This window comes from Martelella alba (assembly GCF_006516955.1).
GTDB classification, from domain to species: Bacteria; Pseudomonadota; Alphaproteobacteria; order Rhizobiales; family Rhizobiaceae; genus Martelella; species Martelella alba.
In genome coordinates this window covers 554,587-580,601 of sequence record NZ_VHLG01000002.1, presented here as the reverse complement: position 1 = coordinate 580,601, position 26,015 = coordinate 554,587, and the positions used below count along the sequence as shown (strand labels likewise).

The window sequence follows — 26,015 nt, the reverse complement described above, 5'->3', positions numbered from 1 at the left end:
CGCCTTTTGTTTGTCCGTCGTCAATGGGTGCGACAAACGGGCGGACAGGGATGTCGCGGACCCGACAATTGGCTCGGGATTTTCCGACAAAGAGCGACGTGAAAAATATATCTTATTGAAATAAAAAGATAAATTAGACTGGCACGGGCGTTGCACAGTTCTCTTCGAAGTTTGATGAACCGGAGAGAGAAGACCCCATGTCCAGCCCGATGATTTCGCTTGAAAGCCTTGCGTCGTCCTCCGCCATGGCGGAAATGCTCGAAAAACCGGGATCGGGCGGTTGCTCGTCCTCATCCTGCGGTTCATCCGAAAAGCCGGAAGACATGGACCCTGCCGTGTGGGAGAAGATCAAGGATCATCCCTGCTATTCGGAAGAGGCGCATCATTATTTCGCCCGCATGCATGTGGCGGTGGCGCCGGCCTGCAACATCCAGTGCAACTACTGCAATCGCAAATATGACTGTTCGAACGAAAGCCGGCCGGGTGTGGTCTCGGAAAAGCTGACCCCCGATCAGGCGCTGAGAAAGGTCGTGACGGTCGCCAATGAGGTGCCGCAGCTTTCCGTCCTCGGTATCGCAGGTCCCGGCGATGCTTGCTACGACTGGCGCAAGACGAGGCAAACCTTCGAAGCCGTGTCGAAGGAAATCCCGGATATCAAGCTCTGCATCTCGACCAATGGCCTGGCGCTGCCGGAGCATGTTGAGGAGCTCGCCGAAATGAATGTCGACCATGTGACGATCACGATCAACATGGTCGATCCGGAAATCGGCGCAAAGATCTATCCGTGGATCTTCTATAATCACAAGCGCTATACCGGCATCGAGGCAGCAACCATCCTGCATGAGCGGCAGATGATGGGGCTGGAAATGCTGACCGCCCGCGGCATTCTCACCAAGATCAATTCGGTGATGATCCCTGGCGTCAATGACGAGCACCTCATCGAGGTCAACAAATGGGTGAAGGCGCGCGGCGCCTTCCTTCACAATGTCATGCCGCTGATCTCCGATCCCGCCCACGGCACGCATTACGGGCTGACCGGCCAGCGCGGTCCGCGCGCCATGGAGCTGAAGGCGCTGCAGGACAAGCTGTCGGGCGGTGCCAAGCTGATGCGCCATTGCCGCCAGTGCCGGGCCGATGCCGTCGGTCTGCTGGGCGAGGATCGCGGTCAGGAATTTACCCTCGATCAGATCCCCGAGGCCGTGAACTATGATCCGGCGCGGCGCGAAACCTATCGCGAAGTGGTCGCGGCCGAGCGGGGGGATCGCGAGCGGGCCAAGGCCGAGGCGAAGGCCGCGATCGAGGAAACGGCTGGCGGAACGCTGCTCTTGGCGGTTGCGACCAAGGGCGGCGGCCGGATCAACGAGCATTTCGGCCATGCGCGGGAGTTTCAGGTCTATGAGGCGACGCCGGAGGGCATTTCCTTCGTTGGCCATCGAAAGGTCGAGCAATATTGCCTGGATGGCTTTGGCGAGGACGCCACGCTGGATGGCGTGATCGCAGCACTTGAGGGCATCGATGCCGTGCTCTGTGCCAAGATTGGCGATTGCCCGCGCGATCAGCTTGCCGCAGCCGGGCTGACGGCCAGCGACACTTACGGCTTTGACTATATCGAGACAGCTATCGGCGCCTATTACAGAGATGTTTTCGGTGTCGGTTTTGCTGCGGCATCGGCGTGATGCCGGACCGGTGGACAGGGGGCAGCCGCCGGCTCCTCCCTTTCCCATGACTTTGCAGATCAACCATCATCGAACAGGAGAAATGAAGATGGCTTTCAAAATCATCGCCTCCCAATGCACCCAGTGCTCGGCCTGCGAATTTGAATGTCCGACCGGCGCGATCAGGTTCAAGGGCGAAACCTATGTGATCGACGCCAAGAAATGTACCGAATGCGACGGTTATTTCGACACCCAGCAATGCGCTTCAGTCTGCCCGGTGCCGAATACCTGCGTTCCGGCCCCTGCCGTCTGAGCGAGAACTGGAGCGGGCGCAGGCATGGCCGAACCATTCTTCGACATCACCGCCGAAGGGGCAATCGACTGGCTCGGCAATCCGGTGTCCTGCAGTGACTGTCCGCATGAGGAAAACCGGGTTTCCGGGCGGTGCGACCTGGAAAAGGCCTGCGTGCGCGATATTCGCGCGCGCCGGATCGACCGGTTCTTCTCGCTGAACCCGGAGGTGGCCGACCACTATCTCGGCCATCCCTTTTTCGAGGTGCGGGCGATTGCAGCGCGCTATGCCACGCCGTTTCGGCTGGTCGGGCTGTTATCTGATCCAGAGGCCGATGTGCGCGCTGCCGCCGCCTCGCGTCTGCCGGAGGCGCGCATCTTGCCATTGCGCAGTGATCCAGACCGCCGGGTTCGCATTAGCCTGGCGCGCCGGCTTTGCGGTGAGGCGCTGAAGCCGATGCTTTTTGACGACGACTATCAGGTGCGCCTGACGGCCGCGCGATCTGCGCCGCCCGACCTGTTGCTGCTGGTGATCGGCGATACCGATCCCGAGATCCGCTGCGAGGTGGCCCGCCGGATCAGGGCAGACCACCTGCCGGGGCTGATGGGTGATCGTGAGCCGCTGGTGCGTATCGAAGTGGCGCGGCGCATGGCGCCGGAGCGGCTGCATCTGATGGCAAGGGATGAGGATTTCCGGGTCCGCTTTGCCGTCGCCGCGCGGATCGTGCCGGAGGCGCTTCAGCGCCTGGCGAATGACGAGGATGAGGCGGTTGCCGAATGCGCCAGGCTGAGACTTGAGGACATTTTGAAGAAGGAGTGAGGCTTATGGGACTTGGTCGCGAGGAAGAGGTCGAGATCCGCTCAAGACCGCTGTTTCTCCCCGGCGAAAAGGTCGAGGCGACGCGGCATGTGAAGAATGACGGGACCTATCCCGGCAAGGATATCGGTGAAAATCTCGTCCGCAAGGGCGATACCGGCTATGTCCGCGATATCGGCACCTTCCTGCAGCAATTCTACATCTATTCGGTCGAATGGGTCGAGCGCGGCACGCTGGTTGGCATGCGCGCGCGTGAATTGAAAAGCCTCGACCATCCGCAAAAATCCGTGCGCGCTGCGCGCGGTCTCAACAGCCTCCAGCGAGGGGGGGAGCGCGTATGAAAGTCATGATCCGCAAGATCGCCAGTGGCTATTCCGCCTATCTGGCCAAGAAGGACCTCGAGGAACCAATCATCGCGGCGGAGCGGGAGGCGCTTTGGGGTGGCATTGTCACGCTGAAAAACGGCTGGCGTTTCGAACTGCCCGACATGCCGGGCGATACCCGCCTGCCGGTGACAGTCAATGCCCGCAAGCTTGGTGAAGACGACTGAGGACAGGAGAGAGGCCATGAACATGAATGCGAACCAGGAAATCGTGCTGGTGGCCGAAGGGGCTGCGGCGGAAGAATGCGCCGACACGCTGCGCGAAAGGCTGATGAACGGTCAGGTTATTCCCTATCTCGGTCCCGGCCTGTTGAATTTTGACGGGGCAACAGCTGCGGTTCCGGGTGCACCGGAGGCGGTGGCTGCCGCCCTTTGCCTGCGCCAGCCCGCACCCTCGCGCATCCGCACCAATATGTGGTCGGTGGCGCAATATATCGAGCAGCGCCGCCATCGCAAGACGCTGGCCGCCTGGATGTCGGAGATCTTCGCTGAAAGAAGCACGCCGACGGCGCTGCATATGTTCCTGGCCGGGCTGAAGCTGCCGCTGATCGTTGACAGCTGGTATGACGGTGCCATGCGTGAAGCGCTGGTTTCCGCCAAAGCTGACGGCGTGGTCAATCTGCAGGGTACCAGCCGCGCGCTGGAACATCGCGATATCTGGACCAAGGCTTATGATCTTGCCGGTGACGCTGTGGACCCGGACAGTTTCGCGACAACTGTGCTTTACGAACCCCATGGCAGCCGCGCGCCGGCCGGGAATTTTCTGGTGGCCGACAGCGATTATGTCGAGGTGCTGACCGAGATCGATATTCAGACGCCGATCCCTGACGTGATCCGGCGCCTGCGCACGGAGCGGGGCTTTCTGTTCCTCGGTTGCCGTTTCGACGACCAGATGCTCAGAACCTATGCCCGCCAGATCATGAAGCGCTCGGCAGGGCCGCATTATGCGGTCATGGATCCCGATACGCTGACGCGCAATGAGCGCCGCTTTCTCGCCCAGAACGGGATTGCGGTGATCGCGCTCAAGCCCGAGGCGATAACACGGCGCTGGCTCGCGTCGGCCTGACGCATTTCAGGCCAGCGCCGCCGGACGGCCTCACATATTCTTGTCGGTGGCGTCGGCCTTGCCCTTGGTCCAGTAGCCGGATGCCTTCAGCCAGGTCAGCGGATGGCCGCGTTCTTCCACCAGATAATTGCGGATGGCGCGGGCAACAGCAGCTTCCGCTGCAATCCACACATAGGTTTCATCGGCAAGAGCGATATCGCGCAGGGCATCAAGGAAGACCGATGCATCGGTGGATGCGGCCTCGGGGCGCACCAGCCAGTAATCGTCAAGTTCGGCCCTGGTTTCGAAAGTCTGCCGGTCGTTTTCATGCGCCACGGCAACGAAGCTGGTGATGCTGGTGCCTGCCGGCGCTTCCTCGATGCGGCGGCCAATTGCCGGCAATGCGGTTTCATCACCAATCAGAATGAAGCGCTTCGGCCCCTTCAGCACGGCAGATCCGCGCGGTCCGCCGATCTCAAGCATATCGCCAATCTTTGCGCCAATGGCCCATGCCGTCACCGGCCCGGCCTCATGCAGCGCGAAATCGATCGTCAGGCGGCGCGCCTCGCTGTCATAGGCGCGCGGCGTGTAGTCGCGCATTTCCGGCTTTTCAGCACCGGTATCGATGAAGATCTTGATATGGTCGTCCGGCGCCGCTGACGTGAAATCGGCAAGATCGTCACTGGAAAAAACCAGACGCAGCATTGTGGGGGAAATCTGTTCGCGCGAAACGACGGTCAGTCGGCGGCGCTTCAATTCGTGGCGAACGCGTTCGATCACGGGAGTGGTTTCAGTTGTCGTCTCGGTCATAACATCCTCGGATTGATAGGCAGAAAGAAACGGTGCCGGAAACCGCCCTGTTAAAATATGAGTGTAATTATCTTATTAATGCATTCAATCTGGCTGGTCGCATTAAAAAGATGTAATTTCGTCGCGGTATAGCAGAAATAGCCCAATCTATACGCGTTACGGTGGTGATCCTCGTTAATGGCAACTTGCCTTCTTCCCGCGTCTTACGGTACCTATGTCAGCCTGCCGTGGGGGACGATGGCAAAAGGGACGGCTCTTCCGGCAGTGGCCGGTTTTGATCGTCCAGTCGGAGAAGTCATGGTCATGCAGACGTCGGTACCGGGGATTTGGGTCATTTCTTCGTATTCTGAGATGGTTTTCGTGAAAAGCTGCAAGGCGGGAGTGTTGATTTGACGCTGCCTGCCCTGTCTTGCTGTCGGGTTCGTCACGCGCTGGTTTTCATCTGCGCTCTCTGTGCTTTGACGTTTTTTTCACTGGCGCAGGCATATGCGGTGCCATCGGAAGCGCGGCTCAATCAGCCCGATTTTACCGATGCAGAGCGCGACTGGATTGCTGAACAGGAGGCGATCAGCATCGGCGTCGTTGCCGACAATGAGCCCTATTCCTTCTATCGCAACGGCCAGATCATGGGCTGGAGCGTTGATGTGATCAGGAAGATCGCAGAGATCTCCGGGCTGGAATTCGATATCCGCATGGGATCATGGCCGGAAATTTACCGCCAGTTCCAGCTTGGCTCGCTGGAGGCGATCGCTGATATTTCCAGGACGGAGGATCGCAGCGGCTTCATCAGGTTCACCGATCCCTATCATCTGCGGCGCACGGTTCTGTTCGAAAATGTCGATCATCCGATCAAGGATGCGCTGAACATCGAAACCCTGCGGCACAGACGTATCGGTGTGATCAAGGATATCTATTATCAGCCGGCGCTGAAGGCTGCCGGCATCATACCGGTCGAATATGCCAGCTATCGTGATCTGATGGCGGCGGTTGCTTTCGGCTGGATCGATGCGGCGCTTGCACCGGAGATGACGGCCAATTTCTTTATCCGTGAAAATGGTTTCACCAATGTCGCGGCGGGTGGCAACCTCGATATCGCCGCCGTGGCGCTGGAGGATTTTCGCCTCGGTGTGCTGAAACTGCCTGATGATGCGGATCGCAAGATGCTGTCATCCGTCCTCGACAAGTCAGTCGCGGCGCTTTCCAGTGCAGATCTGAGCGCCATTACCGAACGCTGGCTCAGCTATCGTGCCGGGCGGCCGCAACGTGCCGGTCCGCTTAAGCTTCTGCCCGAAGAACAGGCCTTCATCGAGCAGGCGCCACCGCTGAAGATTGGCTTTATCAGCGACTACGAGCCCTTCAGCTTCCTGTCGGGCGGGCGCGGTCAGGGGCTTGCGGTCGATATCGCCCAATATATTTCATCGGCGACCGGGCTAGTGTTCGAACCGGTCTATGACAACTGGGCAAAATTGCTGGCTGCTTTCCGACGTGGCGATATCGATGTGATCGCCAATATGTCCTATACGCCTGATCGGGCGGAATATACGCTTTTTTCCGATGCCTATCACGAGATCCCCAATGCCGTGTTTCTGCGTTCCGGTTCCGCGCCTTACAAGGATCTGCATGCGCTTGACGGCGAGGTGATCGGGATTGGCCGTGATATCTATTTTTCCGATCAGCTGAAGTCCGTTCATCCCGATGTCAGAAGTTTTGAAACGCAGGAGGCGCTGCTGCTGGCGCTTTCGCATGGCGAAATCGATGCGGCGATTATGTCGCTGTCCAATGGCAACGCTATCATCCGGCGGCTGGGCCTGATCAATGTCCAGATCGGGGGCGAATTCGAACTTCCCGGCGTGTCCCGGGAGGATCTGCGTTTCGGCATAAGTCCGAAATATCCTTATCTTCGCAGCATTATTGACGAGGCAATCGCAGCCATCCCCGTCTCGCGCTGGCAGGAGATGGAAGTTCGCTGGCTCGGGCCGCCGATCGCCGGCATGAGCGAGATACGCACACCGCTGACGCCGGAAGAAGAGCGGTTCCTGCAGGAAAAGGGGGTTATTCGCGTCTGTGTTGATCCGAATGCTGCTCCCTTTACAAGCATTGATTCGTCGGGGCAGTTCACCGGCATCGCCGCCGATATCATGGCGGTTCTGGCAAAACGTGGCCATTTCTCCTTCCAGGTCGTTCCGGTCAGTGATCTGGGCAGTCCGGCCGAGGATCTGGCAAAGACTGGCTGTGATATCCTTCCTTTTGCGTCTCAGCATGAGGTTTCAGCGGGTAGCTGGGACTTCACCATGTCCTATCTCGACGTTCCGACAGCCGTTGCCGGAGAGATTGCGGATCCCTTTATTGACAGCCTGCGCGATCTTTCCGGCAGGACGGTCGGCTATGTGCCCGGCCACGTGCCGGAGGAACTGTTGCAGGAGCGTTATCCCGGTGTCACGCTTGTTGCGGTGGCAAATGAAAGGGAAGGGCTGGAGCAACTGCGCGACGACAGGATTGACGCCATGCTGGGGCCGCTTGACAGTCTCGGCTTCGAGATCACGGCGATGCAGACCAATGACATCAAGATCTCCGGCCGCATAGCCGAAGCCTATGAGGCGGCGATTGCCACGCGCAGTGATCAGCCGCAGCTGGGGGAGATCTTCTCCAAGCTGCTGGGCAGCCTTGATCGCACCGAACTTGAAACAATCGTCAATGCTCAGCGACTTTCGCCCTTCCGTCGTGTGGTGGACTTCCGGCTGCTGATTGCCGTCGCCTGCGGCGTTGTGCTGGCGCTGCTGATATTCTTTCTGTGGAACCGCAAACTCAAAAGTCTCAATGAGGCGCTGAACGAGGCCAATCAAAAACTGCAGAAAATCAATGTTACCGATGGCCTGACAGGGCTGTTCAATCGGGCGCATTTCGACGAGCAGGGGGAGCGTGATTTTGTCCTCTGCCGCGGCAAGGGAGCGGCTTTTGCGCTCGCGATGATTGATGTCGACCATTTCAAGCCAGTCAATGACCGGCTCGGCCATCTCGCCGGTGACCAGTGCCTGCAGCAGCTGGCCGGGCTGATGCAGGCCCATCTGGGCGGCAACGGCACATTCGTTGCCCGCTACGGCGGCGAGGAGTTCGTCGCCTATTGCCCTGGCGCGCATGATGGGGAATTTGAAGCGCTGGTGGATGAGTTGCGGGTACTCATTGCCGAAACGGCGATCCAGCTCGACAATGGAAAGCTGCACATGACCATTTCTGCCGGCTGCTATTGTTCGGTTCCCGGTGAAGGTGATGATCTCGGTGGTTTCATCCGTCGGGCAGACCTGCGCCTTTATGCGGCAAAGGCGGGCGGGCGCAACCGGGTGGTCCGTGCGGACTGATACCCGCCTGTCTTGGGCCGAAAATGAGGCGGGATGCGCCTGCGCCTGCTTCAGACCGAGCCGCCCCGGTCTGCCTCTGACAGCAGGCTATGGACAAAGGCTGGCAGGGTTTGGGTGGCATCGCCGCTGATATGGCGGTCAAACAGCGGATTGTGGGTGTCTTCCAGATTGATTTCGACGGTTTTTGCACCTTGCTCCTTGGCATAGGCAACAAAGCCAGCGGCAGGATAGACGGTGCCGGAGGTCCCGACAGAAAGGAACAGGCCTGCCTGTTCAAGGGCCGCGCCGATCTCCTCCATGTGATAAGGCATTTCGCCGAACCAGACGATATCAGGTCTGAGCGCCGGCCGGCCGCAATGGGGGCAGGGGATATGGCTGTCGGTATCGTCATGCCATTCGCTTCGTCTTCCGCAGGCAAGGCAGAGCACCGAATTAAGGCTGCCATGCATATGGATCAGCCGCCTTGATCCCGCTTTTTCATGCAGGTCGTCGACATTTTGCGTGACCAGCAGAAACGGTCCCTCCCAGGAAGATTCCAGGGCAGCAAGCGCCCGGTGTGCAGCATTGGGCAGGGCGTTGGCGCTTTCGCAGCGGCGCATATTGTAGAAATCATGAACCAGTTCGGGGTCGCGTTGAAAGCCTTCGGGTGTTGCGACTTCATTGATGTCGTGGCCTGCCCACAGGCCGCCGGAGCCACGGAAGGTCGCAAGGCCCGAGCCCGCAGAAATGCCAGCCCCGGTAAGGACGATGAGAGGTGCCGTTTTCGGGATTTTCATGCATTCTCCTCCGCCGCGATCGGCGGTATCGCGCGTCCGGGCCAGAAGAGCCGGGTTCCATCGCAGCCGGCTTACTTCAGCGCGGCGACCGGCAGGTCGGTGCTGTTTTCGATCCTGACCCAGCGACCGGTGTCAAAGGAGGCCTGACGCTTCAGGAACGTGTAGGGCGTAGCATACCAGAGTGTGATGGCATTGTTCAGATTATCAAGCACATAATCGCCGCCGGTGGTGCGCAGCGTCAAAACCGCATGGCCCTCGCCATTGGGCTTGCGCACGACGGTAATCAGAAGGTCAGTCACCGGAATGCCGGCCTTGATCAAAAGGCGGCGCTTTTCGAGCACATAGTCCTCGCAGTCACCAGCGCCATGGGTCGGGTAGGCCCAGACCTCATCACGGCCATAGAGTTCCTGATCCGTGACCGGCGCAACCGTCTCATTGACCTGAAGATTGATCTTCTGAATCGTTGCCCAGCCATGCCGGGTCAGATCTGCGGGTGCTGTGTTGCTGGATTTGATCGCACATTCGACGCGATGCAGCTGGCAGAATTCATAATGGCCGATCGGCTGCGACGTGATGCCACCCGTCGGCATGGCCGGGGTCGATGCGGCAAAGGCAGAAAACGCGATGCCGGCGAAAGCCGGAACAGCTGAGACCAAAACCGCTATGTGTTTGAAACTAAACACGTGAATACCCACACGACCCGTAATTCTTAACAAAGAGTTAAGGGTTTTTGCCGCCGCAAGTCAATCAGCATGTGAAAGCTGCGGCAGCGAAATGCGGGAAATGGTTAATTTCCGTTAAGGCTTTCCGGTCGCGGCAATGAGGCGGGAAAGTGCGTCAAGCATGCGGTCGATATCCTCCGGGCGTGACAGACGATGGTCGCCGTCATTGACGAGAGTGAGAACCACATTGTCGGCGGGCAGATGCGTCATCAGTCTCAGCGCATGGCTATAGGGGACATCCGGATCCTGCCGCCCCTGAATGATGGTGACGGGGCAGCCGGTCTCGATGATGCCGTCGAGAACGCGGTTTTTGCGTCCGTCCTCAATCAGCGCGGCGGTGTAGATGGTCGGTTCGGGACCATAGATCGAGTGTTCCTCGAAATAACCGCGTTCAGCAAGCTCCGCCTTTTCCCGTGGTCCCAGATCCGGTTCGATAAGCTCTGAGGTGAAATCCGGCGCAGGCGCCAGGAGCAGCAGGCCTTTCGGCACGGTCTGCAGTTTACGCCTTTTCATCTCCTGCAGGGCCCTGAGCGCCAGCCATCCACCCATGGAGGAACCGATCAGGATCGCCTCTTTCGGGCCGGTTTCGGTGATCACCGCCAAAGCATCTTCGAGCCAGGATGAGATGGTACCATCGGCAAAGGCGCCTTCTGATTCACCGTGTCCGGCATAATCAAAGCGGATCAGGCCAAGCCCGTTTTCGGCGGCATAAAGATCAAGCGCTTCGGCCTTGGTGCCGAGCATGTCCGAACCGTAGCCGGAAAACCAGATCAGAACCGGCGTGTCTGTCGTCGTTGCCCGACGCAGCCGCATGGCCAGCTTCAAGGGCTTGTCATCGCGCTCAACCGTGAGGAATGTGAGGGCAGTTTCATCGGTCATAATCGCCTCCTTGCGTGCGTTTTGGTGCCTTTGTGCGCTTTTGGTCCATGATCGGCAGGTGATTTTCTTTTTTTTCTGTGTTATTGACGTTGCCCATTCAGAACAACTATCTCCCATGGCGAAGAATGAAACATTTTTCGCAAGGGAACGTTATAACCCTGATTGTCAATTTTTTAGGAGACAACGACCATTCGCAGACCTCACAGAGCCGCCCCCCCGACCAAAGAAGGCCCCCGCGCCAATCGCGACATTCGCGTGCGCGAGGTGCAGTTGATCACTGAAGACGGGGAAAACAAGGGTGTGGTACCGACCGACGAAGCCCTGAGAATGGCCGAGGAGGCCGGGCTTGATCTGGTGGAAATCGCGCCGAACTCTGCACCACCCGTGGTGAAGATCCTCGATCTCGGAAAGCTGAAATATGCCAACCAGAAGCGCGCTGCAGAGGCTCGCAAGAAGCAGAAAGTCGTCGAGGTCAAAGAGATCAAGATGCGCCCCAACATCGACAGCCACGATTACGAGGTGAAGATGAAGGCGATGAGCCGCTTTTTCGAAGGTGGCGACAAGGTCAAGGTGACACTTCGTTTCCGTGGCCGTGAAATGGCGCACCAGGAACTTGGCATGAAGCTTCTATCGCAGGTTAAGGAAGACACGGCGGAATACGCCAAGGTCGAAGCCGAGCCGAAGCTTGAGGGCCGTCAGATGCTGATGGTTCTGGCGCCGAAGTAATTCCGATCCGACATTCGCGAGCGAAACATACGCCGCCCGATGGTTCATCGCGGGCGGCGAAAGCTTTTTCTCAAGCGGTTGCGTTTCGAAAACAAAACGCGTATAAGCGCGCCGTCCGAACAGGCCGGCAGGGCATGCCGTGTCTGTTCAAAATGCTGGAACGGGGTCGTCTCCCGTTTCGATCAAACAATAATGGAGTAGCAAAATGCCCAAGATGAAGACGAAATCGTCGGTCAAGAAGCGGTTCAAGATCACCGCGACCGGCAAGGTCAAGGTCGCTGCCGCTGGCAAGCGCCATGGCATGATCAAGCGTTCCAACAAGTTCATTCGCGATGCGCGCGGCACGATGGTTCTGTCGGAAGCCGATGCCAAGATCGTCAAGCAGTTCATGCCTTACGGCAAGTAATCGCTGCGTTTGAACCGAAAAAGAATTCTAAGGAGATCATGATATGGCACGTGTAAAACGCGGCGTTACCGCCCATGCCAAGCACAAGAAGGTTCTGAAGCAGGCCAAGGGTTTCTACGGCCGTCGCAAGAACACCATCCGCACCGCCAAGGCAGCTGTCGACAAGTCGAAGCAGTACGCCTATCGCGACCGCAAGGTTAACAAGCGCAATTTCCGTGCGCTGTGGATCCAGCGTATCAACGCTGCCGTTCGCGAATATGGCCTTTCCTATGGCCGTTTCATCGATGGTCTGAACAAGGCTGGCATCGAAGTTGACCGCAAGGTTCTCTCCGACATGGCGATCCATGAGCCGCAGGCATTCGAAGCGCTGGTTGCTGCTTCCAAGAAGGGCCTGGAATACCTCAAGGAAGAAGGTACGGCCAACGAGTTTGAAAGCGCTGTAGCCTAAAGCCAGCGCTTCCCAAGCTTTACTTCCTTTCATATTTTGGGAAACCCGCGCTGGCACGGCCTGTCGCGGGTTTTTCACGTTTCCGTCAGGAAAACGGAATAAACGATCATTCACGAGGGTGGGGGCAAGGGCCCTTCCGGCAAGCGAGAGGCAAGATGTCCGATCTTGAAGATCTGAAGGCGAAGCTCACGGCAGAGATCGCCGGGGCTGAAGACGAGGCGGCGATTGAGGCGGTCAGGGTTGCCGCCATCGGCAAGAAGGGCTCGGTCTCCGAGCTGTTGAAGACGCTTGGCAAGATGACCCCGGACGAGCGCAAGTCGCGTGGTGCGGCCATTAATGCGCTGAAAACGGACGTGACCGAGCTGATTGCTGCACGCAAGGCAGAACTGAAGCAGCTTGCCATTGCCGCCCGGCTGAAGGCCGAAACGGTGGATGTGACGCTGCCGGTCAGGCCGTCGCCGTCGCAGGCCGGCCGGGTCCATCCGGTCAGCCAGATCGTTGACGAGATCACCGCGATTTTCGGCGACATGGGCTTTGCCATTGCCGAAGGGCCGGATATCGAAAGCGATTATTACAATTTCACCGCGCTGAACTTCCCCGAAGGCCATCCCGCGCGAGAAATGCACGATACCTTCTTCTTCCAGCCGGACGAGAAAGGCGAGCGCAAGGTTCTGCGCACCCACACCTCGCCGGTGCAGATCCGCACGATGAAAGCGCAGGAGCCGCCGATCCGCATCGTTGCGCCCGGCAAGACCTATCGTCAGGATTCCGACGCCACCCATTCGCCGATGTTCCATCAGGTCGAAGGGCTCGTGATCGACAAGGTGACCCATGTCGGCCATCTGCGCTGGACGCTGGAAGAATTCTGCAAGGCTTTTTTCGAGGTCGACAGCGTGACGATGCGTTTCCGCCCGTCCTTCTTCCCCTTTACCGAACCCTCCTTCGAGGTGGATATCCAGTGCGACCGTTCCGGTCCGCAGGTGAAGTTCGGCGAAGGCAATGACTGGATGGAAATCCTCGGCTGCGGCATGGTTCATCCGAATGTTTTGAAGAATTGCGGGCTTGATCCCGATGTCTATCAGGGCTTTGCCTGGGGTATGGGTCTCGACCGTATCGCCATGCTGAAATACGGCATGCCGGACTTGCGCGATTTCTTCGCCGCCGATCAGCGCTGGACCAATCACTACGGCTTCCGCCCGCTCGACATTCCGACGCTGTTTGCCGGGTTGAGCGCTTAAGGGAGAAAGATCATGAAATTCACACTCTCCTGGCTGAAGGATCATCTGGATACCGATGCCACGCTTGAAGACATCTGCGAAAGGCTGACGACGATCGGGCTTGAGGTCGAAGATGTTGACGACAAGGCGGCCTATAAGCCCTTTACCATCGCCATGGTCATCGACGCCAGGCCGCATCCCGATGCCGACCGGCTGCGGGTGCTGACCGTTGATGCCGGGCCGTCCGTCAATGGCGGCAAGCCGCTGCAGATCGTCTGCGGCGCGCCCAATGCGCGGACCGGCCTTGTCGGCGCGCTGGCGCTGCCGGGGACCTATGTGCCGGGTATCGATGTCACACTTTCGGTCGGCAAGATCCGCGGTATCGAGAGCCAGGGCATGATGTGCTCGGAAAAAGAGCTGGACATGTCGGATGACCATAACGGCATCATCGATCTGCCCGAGGATGCGCCGGTGGGCGCGTCCTTTGCCGCCTATGCGGGGCTTGACGATCCGGTCATCGAGATCAATCTGACGCCGAACCGTCCCGATTGCACCAGCATTTACGGTATCGCCCGGGATCTGGCAGCCTCCGGTCTCGGCACGCTCAAGGCGCCGAAGGCTCCTTCCTTTGCCACGGACGGCAAGACGCCGGTGTCGCTGACGCTCGATTTTGCCGAAGACGACGCCTATCTCTGCCCCGGTTTTGCGCTGCGCCTCGTCAGCGGCGTCAAGAATGGCCCGAGCCCGAAATGGATGCAACAGCGCCTGATCGCCATCGGCCTTCGGCCGATCAATGCGCTGGTCGACATCACCAATTACATGACCTTTGATCAGGGCCGGCCGATGCATGTCTTCGACGCTGCCAAGGTCAAGGGTTCGCTGACCGTGCGCCGCGCAAAAGCCGGGGAGACGATCCTGGCGCTCGACGAGCGTGAATACAAGCTCACCGAAAACAATGTCGTGATTGCCGATGACAATGGCGTTGAATCGATCGGCGGCATCATGGGTGGCGAGCATTCCGGCTGCGATGAGAACACGACCGATGTGCTGATTGAATCGGCATTGTGGGACGCGATGAACATCGCCCGTTCGGGCCGCGATCTCGGCATCATCACCGATGCGCGCTATCGTTTCGAGCGCGGTGTTGACCCCGAATATATGGTTCCGGGGCTGGAGCGCACCACCGAACTGGTGCTGGAACTGTGCGGCGGCACGGCGAGCGAAAAAACCGTGGTTGGCTACAAGGGGTACGAGGCAAAGATCATCTCCTTCCCGTTCTCGGAAGTGAAGCGCCTGACCGGCCTTGACGTTCCCTCGGCAGAAGCGCGCGCGATCCTCACCCATCTCGGCTTCGGCGTTGCAGGGGATGGCGAGACGGTGTCGGTCTCGGTGCCCTCCTGGCGGCCGGATGTCGATGGCAAGGCCGATCTGGTGGAAGAGGTGATGCGCATTCATGGCGTGGATGAGATCCGCCCGGAACCGCTGCCGCATGCAGGCGCGGTGAATGAGAAGATCCTGACGGTGCTGCAGATCCGCTCGCGGCTGGCGCGGCGCGAGCTTGCCGCCCGTTCGATGCTGGAAGCCGTTACCTGGTCCTTCATTTCGCAAGAACAGGCGAAGCTTTTCGGCGGTGGCGATCCGTCGCTCAAGCTTGCCAATCCGATTGCTGCCGATATGTCGGATATGCGCCCCTCGCTGCTGCCGGGCCTGTTGATGGCTGCCCAGCGCAATGCCGATCAGGGCTATGGCGACGTGGCATTGTTTGAAGTTTCCGGCACCTATGAGAACGATACGCCGGAAGGCCAGCGTCGCGTGGCTGGCGGTATCCGTCGCGGCACCGCAAGCCTTGCCGGTGCGGGCCGGATGTGGTCGAACGGTGAAACGGGCGCCGGCCGCGCCGTCGGCGTGTTTGACGCAAAGGCCGATGCACTGGCTGTGCTGGAGGCCTGCGGCCTGCCGATGGGCAATGTGCAGATCGTTGCCGGCGGGCCGGACTGGTATCATCCGGGCCGTTCTGCCACCATCAAGATGGGGCCGAAGATCGTGCTTGGCCATTTCGGCGAGTTTCACCCGAATGTGCTGGAAGCGCTGGATGTGACGGGCAAGCTCTGCGGCTTCGAGATCTTCATTGATGCGATGCCTGATCCGAAGAAGAAGGCGACCCGGACCAAGCCGGCGCTGATGCTGTCTGCCTTCCAGGCTGTTGCCCGCGACTTCGCCTTTGTCGTCGATCACAGCGTTGAAGCCGCAGCCATCGAGCGTGCTGTGTCATCGGCCGATCGCAAATTGATCACCAGTGTCACGGTCTTCGATATTTTCGAAGGTGCTTCGCTGGGCGAGGGCAAGAAATCGGTTGCGGTCGAGGTGAAGATCCAGCCAAGTGAGCGGACCCTGGCTGACGAGGACTTCGAAGCGCTGACGAAGAAGATCGTCGCCAATGTCGAAAAATCGACCGGTGGCGTGATCCGCGGCTGACTTCAGCCTGCGATGACGCTTGCAAGGCTTCTTTACCGTGGCGATCGATAGCCTTTAGGATCGGCGGAGCCAATGGTTCCGCCGAACATGTTTTTGGCAAGCAGCGAACACTGCGCTGTTTTGGCATGCCTTGCAGGTTTTGCCTCAACGACTTGCCGTCAGGCTTGCTGCAAATGTGGGGCTAACAGCAAATGGCGCAGCCGGACGGTAGTCCCTCCGGGCTGCGACCTCATCCGTTTGGTTCCCGTGTCTGTTCCCGGCGGTCATCCGCACTTGGGTTGCATTGTGAAGTCGTGCCGGGAAGATAAAATTTGCCGTCTGGCGATACCTTGGTGCCACCCGGGCATCCTGGCATGTTCGCTGTACCATTCCCGCCATCGTGACCGTTTTGCTTGCCATCTTGGCTGGTGTCTTGCTCTGAACACGACGTGGCCAAAAAAGCGCATAGAGCAACGGCGCCATAAAATTTGAACCCGAAACGGGCACCTCGGGTTTTGTCACGATAAAACAAAACGGCATCCTCCATTCAAAAAAAAGGCAGTCGATACAAATAATACAAAGATTCCAATAATATAAAAAATATAAAATTTTCAAAATTATTTGATAGTTGTTTATTTATATTCAAGTTGAAAACTAATATATTTTTTCATCTATAACTGTATTAGCGAAACATCTAATTTTTATGTAAGAAAAATACAGGAGTATGAGGGTATTCAGGAAATATTTGTTTTCTTCGCGGGGAAATTCAAGCGAGTATTCAGTTCGCCGTTGGAGCCTGATCCGACGGGAGCGATGCGCGGCTCGACAGGGTCATGATGCGAAAACAATGAGGTAGGGCGCCGAACTGGTTCATTCAGGTCGAAATGCACTCCCGGTGAGTGGAGAAGATTTAATTTATACGTAGATACGCATAATAGAAGGCGCTAAACTTGCGTGAAGACGGTTTGCTGAGCGCGGGAGAAAGCGATGAAGAGTGAAGAGCTGAATAACGGAATTATCGAGACCTGGACGCCGGAAGAGGTGGCCGCGGCGCTCGATGCCGGCGAGATCGTGCTGATCGATGTGCGCACACCGGCCGAATACGCCTTTGAGCATATCGAGGGCTCGCTGCTGTCGCCGATGGCCTTTACCGATCCGAAAAACTTTCCGACCCAGGATGGCAAGCGGATCGTGCTGCATTGCGGTTCCGGCATCCGTTCGGGCCGGGTTGCCGATATGTGCCTTGGTGCGGGCTTTGGCCGTATTGCCCATATGGAAGGCGGGTTCGGGGCCTGGAAGGTGGCGAAACTACCCTATATCGCCACCGATATGGCAACCGGCGCGCCGAAACGGATGGTGCCTTAAAGACAAAGCTTCGCCTTGCCGCGCGCGATCCCGGCTTCTATATCTGAGGTCGAAGCAGCAATGGAGACAGTTCCGATGAGCGAAGCGGCCAGGACGACAATCGACGAATCCCAGGTCGAATGGTTTTCGAAGATCGCCGCCGAGTGGTGGGATCCGCATGGCAAGTTCAAGCCGCTACACAAGTTCAATCCGGTGCGTATCGGCTATATCCGCGAAAAGGCCTGTGGTCATTTTGGCCTTGACGAGACATCAGCGCGGCCGCTCGCAGGTCTTCGCATTCTCGATATCGGCTGCGGCGGCGGGCTGTTGTCTGAACCGCTGGCACGCATGGGTGCCAGTGTTACCGGCATTGATCCTTCGGAAAAGAATATCGGCATTGCCGTAACCCACGCCGGTGAGACCGGTATCGAGATCGATTACCGCGCCACCACTGCCGAAGCGCTGGCTGAAGCGGGCGAACAATTCGATATCGTCCTGAATATGGAGGTTGTGGAACATGTCGCCGACGTCGATTTCTTCCTCACCACCTCGGCCTCACTGGTCCGGCCGGGCGGGATGATGTTCGTCGCCACGATCAACCGTACGCTGAAGGCTGCGGCGCTGGCGATTTTTGCCGCCGAACGGGTTTTGCGCTGGCTGCCGCCCGGCACCCATCAATATGAAAAACTGGTCAAGCCTGAAGAGATCGAGACGCCGCTCAAGGCGGCGGGGCTTTCCATCATCGAGCGTCAGGGCGTGTTCTTCAACCTGGCGGCCAATAGCTGGAACCGCTCGCGCGATACGGATGTCAACTATATGATTCTCGCGGAAAAGCCCGCCATCTGAGGCGGGCCAAAGGGGGCTCAGTGGAAGACTTCGCCCGGATAGGCGCCCCAGAGGTCGTTCTGGTGCATATAGCCCTTGATCCCTTGCTTGGCGATCTCGCACCATGTGCCATCACAGCTTTCCAGGCTGACGATGACGCCGGCCTCAAGCGAGGCGACGTTGCGGGCATTGTCGTTATTGCTGGCCTTGACGTCGAGAAACTGCTTGTCGGCGCTGCCGCGCAGCCACGGGGTAACCATGGCATTGCGCTTGGAGGAGAGAACCGAGACATGCATCCAGCCCTCGGTGCCGTCCGCATCGCGGATCTGCCGCCAGGTGGAATATTCCTCGATAATCTCGACGGGAAGACCGGGCTTGGTATAGATCCACTTGGTGGCGTAGTTGAAGCCGGGGCCAACGCGCATGCGTGCACGATCGGGCTTGATCACGACAAAACGCGGCAGGGGTTCACCAGATGCACCGCGCCTTTCGCTTGTCTGGGCCTGAGCCGGTGTGAGCGTTACAGCAAGAATAAGCGCGCACAGAAGTGCTCCAATGAGACGGGATATCGCTTTCATGTCTCAGCCCGAAGCCATCCTTCCTGTCATTTCGCACCCGGTCGAAGACTTGCTGTTCCGCGCAACCTGCCGGACAGAAGCGGCCGTTTTGGCCCGCAAGTGGAAAATAATTCTGAACGGGTGCATTATCGCCCGACATGTTTAACGAGCTGTTAATGACACGTGACGCCATGACCAACCGCAAGAAGCCGACTGTCTTTGTCACGCGCAAGCTGCCCGATGCCGTGGAAGCGAGAATGCGCGAATTGTTTGACACGACGCTCAACGAAGCGGACAAGCCACTGACCCATGATGAGCTGGTGGCGGCAGTGAAGCGTTACGACGTGCTCGTGCCCACGGTAACAGACCGGATCGATGAGGCGCTGATCGCCGAGGCTGGCCCGCAGTTGAAGCTGATTGCGAGTTTTTCCAATGGCTTCGACCATATCAATGTCGATGCGGCCGCGCGCAAGGGCATCACGGTCACCAATACGCCCAATGTGCTGACGGAAGATACCGCCGACATGACCATGGCGCTGATCCTGTCCGTGCCGCGCCGGCTGGCTGAAGGCGCAAGCCTGATTGCCAACGGCAATCCCGGCGACTGGCCCGGCTGGTCGCCGACCTGGATGCTTGGCCGGCGGATTTGGGGTAAGCGGATCGGCATTGTCGGCATGGGGCGCATCGGTACGGCGGTGGCACGGCGCGCCCGCGCTTTCGGGCTATCGGTCCATTATTCCAATCGTGGCCGCATCAATCCGGCAACCGAGGCCGAGCTGGAAGCGACCTATTGGGACAGCCTCGACCAGATGCTGGCCCGCGTCGATATCGTGTCGGTCAATTGCCCGGCGACACCGGCAACCTTTCACCTTTTATCCGCAAGGCGGCTGGCGCTGTTGAAGCCGGAAGCCTATGTGGTCAACACGGCGCGCGGTGATGTGATCGATGAAGACGCGCTGATCCGCTTTATTGAAGAGGGCAAGATTGCCGGTGCGGGACTTGATGTGTTCGAAAACGAACCGGCGATCAATCCGCGGCTGATTGCGCTTGCCAGGGCCGGCAAGGTGGTACTGCTGCCGCATCTTGGCTCCGCCACGATCGAAAGCCGTATCGATATGGGCGACCGCGTCATCATCAATATCCGCGCCTATTATGACGGTCACCGCCCGCCAAACCGGGTTCTGCCGGGGCGAACGTAAGCTGAGGACGCCGCGGTTGGGGTGGCCATCAAAGGGCATGTAAAACGGGCATGTAAAAATGCATTGGCTTGGCGTGCCGGACGTATTAGCCTTTGCCGATGAACCGTTTCCTGCCGCTTGCTTTTGTCTTCAGCCTGCTGCTGCCCGCCAGCCTATCGGCGGAACCGGCCTTTTTCACGCCGATCCCGAATGATCTTGTTCATCTGGCTGCGGGTTGGTCCTGCAAGATGGCGACAAGCTGCGCTGATGCGGTTCGCCATTGGTGCGGGGGCTATAGCCGTGGTGATGGCGATGGTATTCCGTGCGAAAATGTCTGTTCTTCGCTGTCCGAGGTCCGGCGCATCCGCAGTCAGATTGGTTGCTGATGCTGCTCAGCCAAAGGCGGCAAACAGTCCGTCGGCATCGTCGGTGGTGATCTGATCTGCCTTCAGTTCGAGAAGGCGGGCGATTTTCGAACGCGTTGACTCGTTCACCGTGTGGATGGTCCAGGCGTCAACAGTCTTGTCCGCTGCATGGAAGGCACCGATCATATCGAAGCCCGTGCGGTCGGCTTCAAGGATCAGATCGACATGCAGATAGATCATGCTGGCCCAGGGCGCGGCTTTCAGCGCATCATCGACGAAGCCGGAAAAATTACCGCTTTCCAGAACCCGTTCCATGGCGCCATAGAGGCAGGGATCGTAGCCGATGGCGAGATCCGGCAGGCCTGTGGAGAGTGTTTTGACCGCATCGGCATCGCCGCCTGAGAGGATCATATGGCGCGCAACGGGGCCAACGGCCCTGGTGAAGGCATCGACCGTGTTATCGTGGAAATCGGCAAGCCTGTCCTTGAAATCAAGCTGCAGCAATGCCGTCCTGCCAATGGGGCGGCTTGCGATCAGCTGTGTCAGCCGGTCAAGCAGCATCACCGCTTCGCCGCTGTCAGCGCCGTCTTTGGTCTTGAGGTTGACGCCTGCAAAACCTGCCGAAGGGGTTGCAGCAACCGGCCCAACTCCGGTGGTCGATTGCTCCAGCAACGGGTCATGCAGAACGACCATGCCGCCCTCGCCATGGATTTGAAGGTCGATCTCGACGCTTGCGCCTGCGGTCATGCCCTGAAGAATGCGGCTGCCGGCAAAGGGCGTGTCGGTGAGATTGCGCCTGCCACGGTGCCATTTCAGCAGTGTCACATGGCCATCGGTTTCAAGGACGATGGGAAGGGGCATCGGATCAATTCCTGCGATTGGCGACGAAGCGGGCGGCCTCGACCAGGCATTCGGCCTCATGGCCAAAGGGGGCGAGCAGCGTTTCGGCTTCTGCAATCAATTGGTTGAGGCGGGCGGTTGCCCAGTTCTGTCCGTGAAGTGAGACCAGCGTTCCCTTGCCATGTGCGGCGTCCTTCTGCGTTGCCTTGCCCATGGTCTCGGCATCCGCTGTCAGGTCGAGCAAGTCATCGGCCAGCTGGAAGGCCAGACCGATCACGGCGCCATAGCGGGCAAGGGCTGCGCGTTTTGTTTCATCGGCGCCGGCAATGATGGCGCCAGCCTCTGCGGCAAAGCGGATCAGCGCTCCGGTCTTCATCGCCTGAAGCGTGATGATCCCTGTCTCGTCAGGACTTTTCTTTTCCGCAGCGAGGTCCAGCGCCTGTCCGCCGGCCATGCCGCCAAGGCCTGCGGCCTGAGCCAGCTTTTTCACCAGCAGCAGACGGGCTTGCGCTGCAAGCAGCGTCGCATCATCGGCGATGATATCGAAGGCGAGCGTCAAAAGGCTGTCGCCGGCCAGAATGGCGGTTGCCTCGTCAAAGGCCTTGTGCACGGTCGGCCGGCCGCGCCTGAGATCATCATCATCCATGGCTGGCAGATCGTCATGGATCAGAGAATAACAATGGATGCATTCAAGGGCCGCCGCTACCCGTGTGGCAGCGTCCGGATCACCGCCGCAAAGCCTTGTCGTTTCGATGACGAGAAAGGGGCGAAAACGCTTGCCGCCATTCAGCACGCCATGGCGCATGGCGGCCAGCAGGTCAGCCGGCCGTGCGGTTTCGCCGTCCGGCGGGTCGGCGCGAAGAAGCGCGTCGAGGCTTTTCTCGACGGCAATGCGGGCCTCTGTCAGACGGGCAGAGAAAAAGTCTTCGGCGGGCTTTGTCATGCCCGTCTCTTGGCATGGTGGCCCGTCATATTCAACAGGATTTGGCGCCGGTCGAAGAATTGTCGCATGCGGCTTTTAACGGCTGGTATTTCGGGCTAAACAGAGAGGCAGCTATTTCAGGTACAAGCTGCGGCGATGGCCGGGTCTCAGGCAGAGGAAACGCAACCGACCATGACTTCACGAAAGAGCCGGCCGCAGCGTCTCCTGCGACGCCTCGTTCTGTTGCTGATATTGTTGCTGCTCCTGCCCTATGTTCTGCTGCCGCTCTATCTGCCTGCCTTTGTGCATCCGGTATCGACGCCGATGCTGGCGCGGCTGGTGACTTTTCAGGGATATGACCGGCAATGGGTTGCCTTTGACGATATCGCGCCGGTTCTGGTGCAATCGGTGATGATGTCGGAGGATGGCCAGTTCTGTAACCACCATGGTGTAGACTGGCGGGAATATCGTGCGGTTATCGATCAGGCCCTTGCGGGTGAGGAGACGCGCGGCGCCAGCACCATTCCGATGCAGACGGTCAAGAATCTCTATCTGTGGAATGGCCGGTCCTATCTGCGCAAGGGGCTGGAACTGCCGCTGGCGCTGGCCGCCGATGCTGTCTGGTCGAAGAAGCGGCTCATGGAAATCTATCTCAACATTGCCGAATGGGGCCCGGGCGTCTACGGCATCGAGGCGGCTGCACAAAACCAGTTTGGCATACCGGCTTCGAAACTGTCGCGTCGGCAGGCGGCATTACTGGCTGTCTCCCTGCCCGATCCGGATGGCCGTCAGGCTGCAGCGCCGTCAGCGCACATGAATGCACTTGCCGACCGGGTGGAGCGGCTGGGGCGTAAATCCGGAAGCTATATCACCTGCCTTTATGACTGATATAACCTGTTTCAATTTGTGTTTGGCTGCAAAACCCTGTATGCGCGCAAAGGTTGATTATGTGCGGAGGGGCGCAGGCTGAAAGGACAATAATTCATGAGCGATCTGACCCTTTATATCGGCAACAAGAACTATTCCTCCTGGTCGCTGAGACCCTGGATCGCGATGGAAGCGACCGGCATCGCTTTCAAGGAAAAGCTGATCCCCTTTGATTTTCCTGCGGGCAATCCGCGTTTCTTTGAGATCTCCCCGGTCGGCCGCGTTCCTGCTCTCCATCATGCTTCGCTTATCATTCATGAATCGCTGGCAATCATCGAATATGTGGCCGAGCTTTTTCCCGAGGCCGGGCTGTGGCCGGAAGACCGCGCCGAACGCGCGCAGGCGCGGGCGATCGCGGCGGAAATGCATGCCGGTTTCACCGCCCTTCGCGGCGCCTGCCCGATGAATTTCCGTCGCAGGCCGGAGGCGATTGCCGTTTCGGATGCCGTGAAGCGCGACGTGAAGCGGATCGAGACGATCTGGCGCGAGGCGATCAAGCGTTCCGGCGGTCCATTCCTGTTTTCGACCTTCACTGCCGCCGACGCCATGTTCGCGCCGGTGGTCAACCGGTTCGAGGTCTTCGATCTGGTCACCGACGAGACAACGCTTGCCTATATGTCGACCATGCGTTCGCTGCCGGCCTATCAGCGCTGGCGCGATGGCGCGCTGGCGGAGAGTTGGATTGTGCCGGAGGATGAGGTATAAATATCGGCGAGCGGCCGTTCTTTTAAAAAAACATCGAAAGGACTGGTCAAAAGGCTTCTGGCCCTGTATAAGCGCGCCAAATTTTCAAGTTTGTGAGAGATGGATCTTGCGGTTGGATGTTTCCGACGGTGACCATGTCTTGCCGCAAGTGGAGTAGTACAATGGCTGTACCGAAAAGTAAAAAGTCCCCGTCCAAGCGCGGCATGCGCCGTTCGGCCGACGCTCTCAGCGCCCCGACCTATGTTGAGGACAAGAATTCGGGCGAGCTTCGCCGTCCGCATCACATCGATCTGAAGACCGGCATGTATCGTGGCCGCCAGGTTCTGGCACCGAAGGAAAACGCCTGATCTTGAAAGCCTGCAGCATCGGCCCGAAAATCGGTATCGATTTTCGGGCCGATGCTGTAGATTCAATGGGTTAGAGCGTCCTTTGTGCCTCTGAATGGATGCACGGTGCTCTAGCGGCTTTATGATCGTCAAATTGAAACAGCGGTCCGGCATGTGCCGGGCCGCTGTCTTTTGTTGTCTGGTGATGTGAAGTCAGGTCGTTACCCGATCGCATGCGAAGAAAACGCTGCCCATCCCGCGCGTCCGGGGCATTGACGGCGACGGGACGGGAAATGCATGCTGGCGGTTTCGGCGGTCACATGTTTTCGAGGCGTTCCTGAAGCACTTGAAGCTGTTTCTTCAGATCATCCAGCGCATGGGTGGTCTCCGCCTTGCCGTTAGCGTCTTCTGTTTCACGCCGGGCGCTGGCCACCAGTGGCTGGTAGCGGCCGATTGGGCGTTCGTCGCTCTCGCTTTGATAGAGATGGCGCTTTAGCGGGTTTTCATAGAGTGCGCGGTCCATCTGGTCGCGCATATGCTGCTGCTGCTCACTGAAAGCCTTCATGGCGTGATCAAGAAAGCCTGGCAGCATGGCCTGCATCTGATCGCCGTAATAGCTGATCAGCTCGCGCAGGAAGGAAACCGGCAGCAGTGCCTGGCCGGAACGGCATTCCTGGTCAAAAATGATCTGGGTGAGCACCATATGAGTGATGTCATCGCCGGTCTTGGCGTCGCGAACGGTGAAATCCTCGCCTTTTTTCACCATTGTTGCCAGATCGTCGAGCGTCACATAGCTGCTTGTACCGGTATTGTACAAACGGCGGTTCGCGTATTTTTTGATGACAGTGTTACTTTCGCTTCCGGGCATATTTGCCTCCTCCCCGCGATTTATTCGTTTATTCCTCTTCCCGTCGATGATGTAACCGCAAAAATGGCTCGGTTACAATCACTTTGTCTTGTTGCGACTGCGTAAAAGGTAAATGTCAGGGCTGTCTCAGCCTGAAGTTGAAGATTCTGGCCGTCGCCCTTGTAAGAAAGCGCTGCAAGGAAAAAGCGTCACGCATTCCTTAAGGGCTGCATGACGCTTGGTGATTGCAGTGCCGCAGACGCTCACACGGCGTTGCGGCTGAATGTATCAGCGGGAAACGGCTGCGCCGACTGCGCCGCCCGCGAGACCGCCAATGGCCGCGCCGCCCCAGCTGTTGGTGGCAACGCCGCCAATCGCAGCACCTGTGGCGGCGCCGATCGTGGTGTTGCGTTGCGTGGTCGTGCAGGCGGCGGTCAGGGGCAGGACGAGCAGTGCTGCAAGAAGGGCTTTTTTCATGGCGTGTTTCCTTTGGCTGTTGTCGCCGGCTGTTTTCCGCGCCGAACCAGCCTGATTTTATCATAGATAGCCCAAAAGTAAGAGCACAATGATGATCAGCACCAGCAGGCCGGCACCACCCGACGGGCCGTAACCCCAGCTTCGCGAATAGCCCCAGCTTGGCAGTGCGCCGATCAGGAGCAGGATAAGGACAATGAGAAGTATGGTTCCGAGCATCTGGAAGCTCCTTTGATTTCACTTGAAATGAAGAATTCACAAATGCCGCTTCCGGTTCCCGAAAATTATCAAATGCCCTGGCGCAAAAGGTTAACAAAACCGGGTTCGAATGGGGGCTCTATCGAGTGCTCCAGAGAAATATATGGTTAAAAAACAGTAAATTACGCTATATGTAGCGGTGAACAAAAAGGGAAAATAGCGCTGTCTGTGATTCGTCGCCGATATGTTCCGGCTTTGGCCCGAACGTTAATTTTGGCTGCTTTCGCGATGTCGGACATGTCACCTCGCCGGACAGGCCGCAGGCGCGAAAATGTTAAGCTTTTGGCAGGAAAGATTAACAGCGCTGCGCCGTTCTGCCGCCGGTGAACGCGCTCTGCTGTTCTCTCGGTCGATATATCGTGGCCGTGATGCTCTGATCCTCTAGATCTAGCCGTGAACAAAGCGGGAAGCCGATGAGGTGAGCGATTCGTCGCCTTTTCGTTCGCATTTGTTCCAATTCTTA

The 26,015-nt window shown here is 58.4% G+C and carries 29 protein-coding genes; 19 read left to right on the top strand and 10 right to left on the bottom strand.

Translation table 11 applies throughout. The features are described from left to right. Positions 1–197 precede the first annotated feature (197 nt). The 6 genes from nifB (at position 198) to FJU08_RS06070 (ending at position 4,211) form a co-directional block, all read left to right on the top strand. A complete protein-coding gene (nifB, locus tag FJU08_RS06095; RefSeq protein WP_141148066.1) occupies positions 198–1,676 on the top strand; it encodes a nitrogenase cofactor biosynthesis protein NifB in 1,479 nt (492 codons plus the stop codon). 88 nt (positions 1,677–1,764) lie between these two features. Continuing rightward, the gene (locus FJU08_RS06090) at positions 1,765–1,968 is read left to right on the top strand and encodes a 4Fe-4S dicluster domain-containing protein (RefSeq protein WP_141148065.1); all 204 of its coding nucleotides are present in this window, start codon (positions 1,765–1,767) and stop codon (positions 1,966–1,968) included. A gap of 24 nt (positions 1,969–1,992) precedes the next feature. After that, positions 1,993–2,766: a 4Fe4S-binding leucine-rich repeat protein gene (locus tag FJU08_RS06085; protein WP_141148064.1), complete on the top strand. Its 774-nt coding sequence runs from the start codon at positions 1,993–1,995 to the stop codon at positions 2,764–2,766. Between the two features lie 5 nt (positions 2,767–2,771). Continuing rightward, positions 2,772–3,104 (top strand): nitrogen fixation protein NifZ, encoded by a 333-nt coding sequence (locus FJU08_RS06080; protein WP_141148063.1) that lies wholly within the window; start codon positions 2,772–2,774, stop codon positions 3,102–3,104. Next, positions 3,101–3,313 (top strand): putative nitrogen fixation protein NifT, encoded by a 213-nt coding sequence (gene nifT, locus FJU08_RS06075; RefSeq protein WP_141148062.1) that lies wholly within the window; start codon positions 3,101–3,103, stop codon positions 3,311–3,313. Before FJU08_RS06080 ends, nifT begins: the two co-directional genes overlap by 4 nt. Positions 3,314–3,329: 16 nt before the next feature. Beyond that, positions 3,330–4,211, top strand: a complete 882-nt coding sequence (locus FJU08_RS06070; protein ID WP_141148061.1) for an SIR2 family NAD-dependent protein deacylase — start codon at positions 3,330–3,332, stop codon at positions 4,209–4,211. Positions 4,212–4,241: 30 nt separating this feature from the next. On the opposite strand, the gene FJU08_RS06065 is transcribed toward FJU08_RS06070, so the two are convergent. Further along, positions 4,242–5,000 (bottom strand): siderophore-interacting protein, encoded by a 759-nt coding sequence (locus FJU08_RS06065; RefSeq protein ID WP_141148060.1) that lies wholly within the window; start codon positions 4,998–5,000, stop codon positions 4,242–4,244. A 491-nt stretch (positions 5,001–5,491) separates the two neighbouring features. Here FJU08_RS06065 and FJU08_RS06060 point away from each other — a divergent pair, with 491 nt between their 5' ends. Beyond that, positions 5,492–8,356: a transporter substrate-binding domain-containing protein gene (locus FJU08_RS06060; protein WP_235890590.1), complete on the top strand. Its 2,865-nt coding sequence runs from the start codon at positions 5,492–5,494 to the stop codon at positions 8,354–8,356. Positions 8,357–8,406: 50 nt separating this feature from the next. On the opposite strand, the gene FJU08_RS06055 is transcribed toward FJU08_RS06060, so the two are convergent. The 3 genes from FJU08_RS06055 to FJU08_RS06045 form a co-directional block, all read right to left on the bottom strand. Continuing rightward, positions 8,407–9,132, bottom strand: coding sequence for an NAD-dependent deacylase (locus tag FJU08_RS06055; protein WP_141148059.1), 726 nt, complete (start codon positions 9,130–9,132; stop codon positions 8,407–8,409). A 71-nt stretch (positions 9,133–9,203) separates the two neighbouring features. After that, positions 9,204–9,815 carry a transglutaminase-like cysteine peptidase gene (locus tag FJU08_RS06050; RefSeq protein ID WP_407943681.1) on the bottom strand — a complete coding sequence of 204 codons (612 nt, stop codon included), beginning with the start codon at positions 9,813–9,815 and terminating at the stop codon, positions 9,204–9,206. 114 nt (positions 9,816–9,929) lie between these two features. Then, a complete protein-coding gene (locus FJU08_RS06045; RefSeq protein ID WP_141148058.1) occupies positions 9,930–10,733 on the bottom strand; it encodes an alpha/beta hydrolase in 804 nt (267 codons plus the stop codon). A gap of 189 nt (positions 10,734–10,922) precedes the next feature. On the opposite strand from FJU08_RS06045, the gene infC reads away from it, so the two are divergent. The 7 genes from infC to ubiG all read left to right on the top strand — a co-directional run bounded on the left by infC (position 10,923) and on the right by ubiG (position 18,174). Then, complete coding sequence (gene infC / locus FJU08_RS06040; RefSeq protein WP_141148057.1) at positions 10,923–11,459, top strand: translation initiation factor IF-3; 537 nt, start codon at positions 10,923–10,925, stop codon at positions 11,457–11,459. Positions 11,460–11,664: 205 nt separating this feature from the next. After that, on the top strand, positions 11,665–11,865 hold the full coding sequence (gene rpmI / locus FJU08_RS06035) for a 50S ribosomal protein L35 (RefSeq protein ID WP_141148056.1): 201 nt from the start codon (positions 11,665–11,667) through the stop codon (positions 11,863–11,865). Positions 11,866–11,908: 43 nt separating this feature from the next. Then, positions 11,909–12,313, top strand: a complete 405-nt coding sequence (gene rplT / locus FJU08_RS06030; RefSeq protein ID WP_141148055.1) for a 50S ribosomal protein L20 — start codon at positions 11,909–11,911, stop codon at positions 12,311–12,313. Between the two features lie 155 nt (positions 12,314–12,468). Beyond that, positions 12,469–13,551 carry a phenylalanine--tRNA ligase subunit alpha gene (gene pheS / locus FJU08_RS06025; RefSeq protein WP_141148054.1) on the top strand — a complete coding sequence of 361 codons (1,083 nt, stop codon included), beginning with the start codon at positions 12,469–12,471 and terminating at the stop codon, positions 13,549–13,551. A gap of 12 nt (positions 13,552–13,563) precedes the next feature. Continuing rightward, complete coding sequence (gene pheT, locus FJU08_RS06020; RefSeq protein ID WP_141148053.1) at positions 13,564–16,005, top strand: phenylalanine--tRNA ligase subunit beta; 2,442 nt, start codon at positions 13,564–13,566, stop codon at positions 16,003–16,005. A gap of 966 nt (positions 16,006–16,971) precedes the next feature. Then, positions 16,972–17,349 (top strand): rhodanese-like domain-containing protein, encoded by a 378-nt coding sequence (locus tag FJU08_RS06015; protein ID WP_141148052.1) that lies wholly within the window; start codon positions 16,972–16,974, stop codon positions 17,347–17,349. A gap of 75 nt (positions 17,350–17,424) precedes the next feature. Then, entirely contained in the window at positions 17,425–18,174 is a 750-nt protein-coding gene (ubiG, locus tag FJU08_RS06010; RefSeq protein ID WP_141148051.1) for a bifunctional 2-polyprenyl-6-hydroxyphenol methylase/3-demethylubiquinol 3-O-methyltransferase UbiG, read from the top strand. A gap of 17 nt (positions 18,175–18,191) precedes the next feature. Here ubiG and FJU08_RS06005 read toward each other — a convergent pair whose 3' ends face one another. Continuing rightward, positions 18,192–18,731 (bottom strand): SH3 domain-containing protein, encoded by a 540-nt coding sequence (locus tag FJU08_RS06005; RefSeq protein ID WP_141148050.1) that lies wholly within the window; start codon positions 18,729–18,731, stop codon positions 18,192–18,194. Between the two features lie 170 nt (positions 18,732–18,901). On the opposite strand from FJU08_RS06005, the gene FJU08_RS06000 reads away from it, so the two are divergent. Further along, positions 18,902–19,909 (top strand): 2-hydroxyacid dehydrogenase, encoded by a 1,008-nt coding sequence (locus FJU08_RS06000; RefSeq protein ID WP_141148155.1) that lies wholly within the window; start codon positions 18,902–18,904, stop codon positions 19,907–19,909. A 98-nt stretch (positions 19,910–20,007) separates the two neighbouring features. Next, a complete protein-coding gene (locus FJU08_RS05995) occupies positions 20,008–20,274 on the top strand; it encodes a hypothetical protein (RefSeq protein ID WP_235890604.1) in 267 nt (88 codons plus the stop codon). 6 nt (positions 20,275–20,280) lie between these two features. Here FJU08_RS05995 and FJU08_RS05990 read toward each other — a convergent pair whose 3' ends face one another. Together FJU08_RS05990 and FJU08_RS05985 are read right to left on the bottom strand one after the other, a co-directional pair. Continuing rightward, the gene (locus tag FJU08_RS05990) at positions 20,281–21,114 is read right to left on the bottom strand and encodes a glycerophosphodiester phosphodiesterase (RefSeq protein ID WP_141148048.1); all 834 of its coding nucleotides are present in this window, start codon (positions 21,112–21,114) and stop codon (positions 20,281–20,283) included. 4 nt (positions 21,115–21,118) lie between these two features. Beyond that, positions 21,119–22,036 carry a polyprenyl synthetase family protein gene (locus FJU08_RS05985; protein ID WP_141148047.1) on the bottom strand — a complete coding sequence of 306 codons (918 nt, stop codon included), beginning with the start codon at positions 22,034–22,036 and terminating at the stop codon, positions 21,119–21,121. Between the two features lie 171 nt (positions 22,037–22,207). Here FJU08_RS05985 and FJU08_RS05980 point away from each other — a divergent pair, with 171 nt between their 5' ends. The 3 genes from FJU08_RS05980 (at position 22,208) to rpmF (ending at position 23,994) form a co-directional block, all read left to right on the top strand. After that, entirely contained in the window at positions 22,208–22,903 is a 696-nt protein-coding gene (locus FJU08_RS05980; protein ID WP_235890589.1) for a biosynthetic peptidoglycan transglycosylase, read from the top strand. 96 nt (positions 22,904–22,999) lie between these two features. Beyond that, entirely contained in the window at positions 23,000–23,647 is a 648-nt protein-coding gene (locus FJU08_RS05975) for a glutathione S-transferase family protein (protein ID WP_141148045.1), read from the top strand. A 161-nt stretch (positions 23,648–23,808) separates the two neighbouring features. Next, on the top strand, positions 23,809–23,994 hold the full coding sequence (gene rpmF, locus FJU08_RS05970) for a 50S ribosomal protein L32 (RefSeq protein WP_141148044.1): 186 nt from the start codon (positions 23,809–23,811) through the stop codon (positions 23,992–23,994). A 295-nt stretch (positions 23,995–24,289) separates the two neighbouring features. Here rpmF and phaR read toward each other — a convergent pair whose 3' ends face one another. From phaR to FJU08_RS05955, 3 genes are all read right to left on the bottom strand, one after another. Further along, the gene (gene phaR, locus FJU08_RS05965) at positions 24,290–24,841 is read right to left on the bottom strand and encodes a polyhydroxyalkanoate synthesis repressor PhaR (protein WP_141148043.1); all 552 of its coding nucleotides are present in this window, start codon (positions 24,839–24,841) and stop codon (positions 24,290–24,292) included. Between the two features lie 267 nt (positions 24,842–25,108). Beyond that, on the bottom strand, positions 25,109–25,297 hold the full coding sequence (locus FJU08_RS22700) for a YMGG-like glycine zipper-containing protein (RefSeq protein ID WP_181409761.1): 189 nt from the start codon (positions 25,295–25,297) through the stop codon (positions 25,109–25,111). A 60-nt stretch (positions 25,298–25,357) separates the two neighbouring features. Then, a complete protein-coding gene (locus tag FJU08_RS05955; protein WP_141148041.1) occupies positions 25,358–25,513 on the bottom strand; it encodes a DUF3309 family protein in 156 nt (51 codons plus the stop codon). Positions 25,514–26,015: the final 502 nt, after the last annotated feature.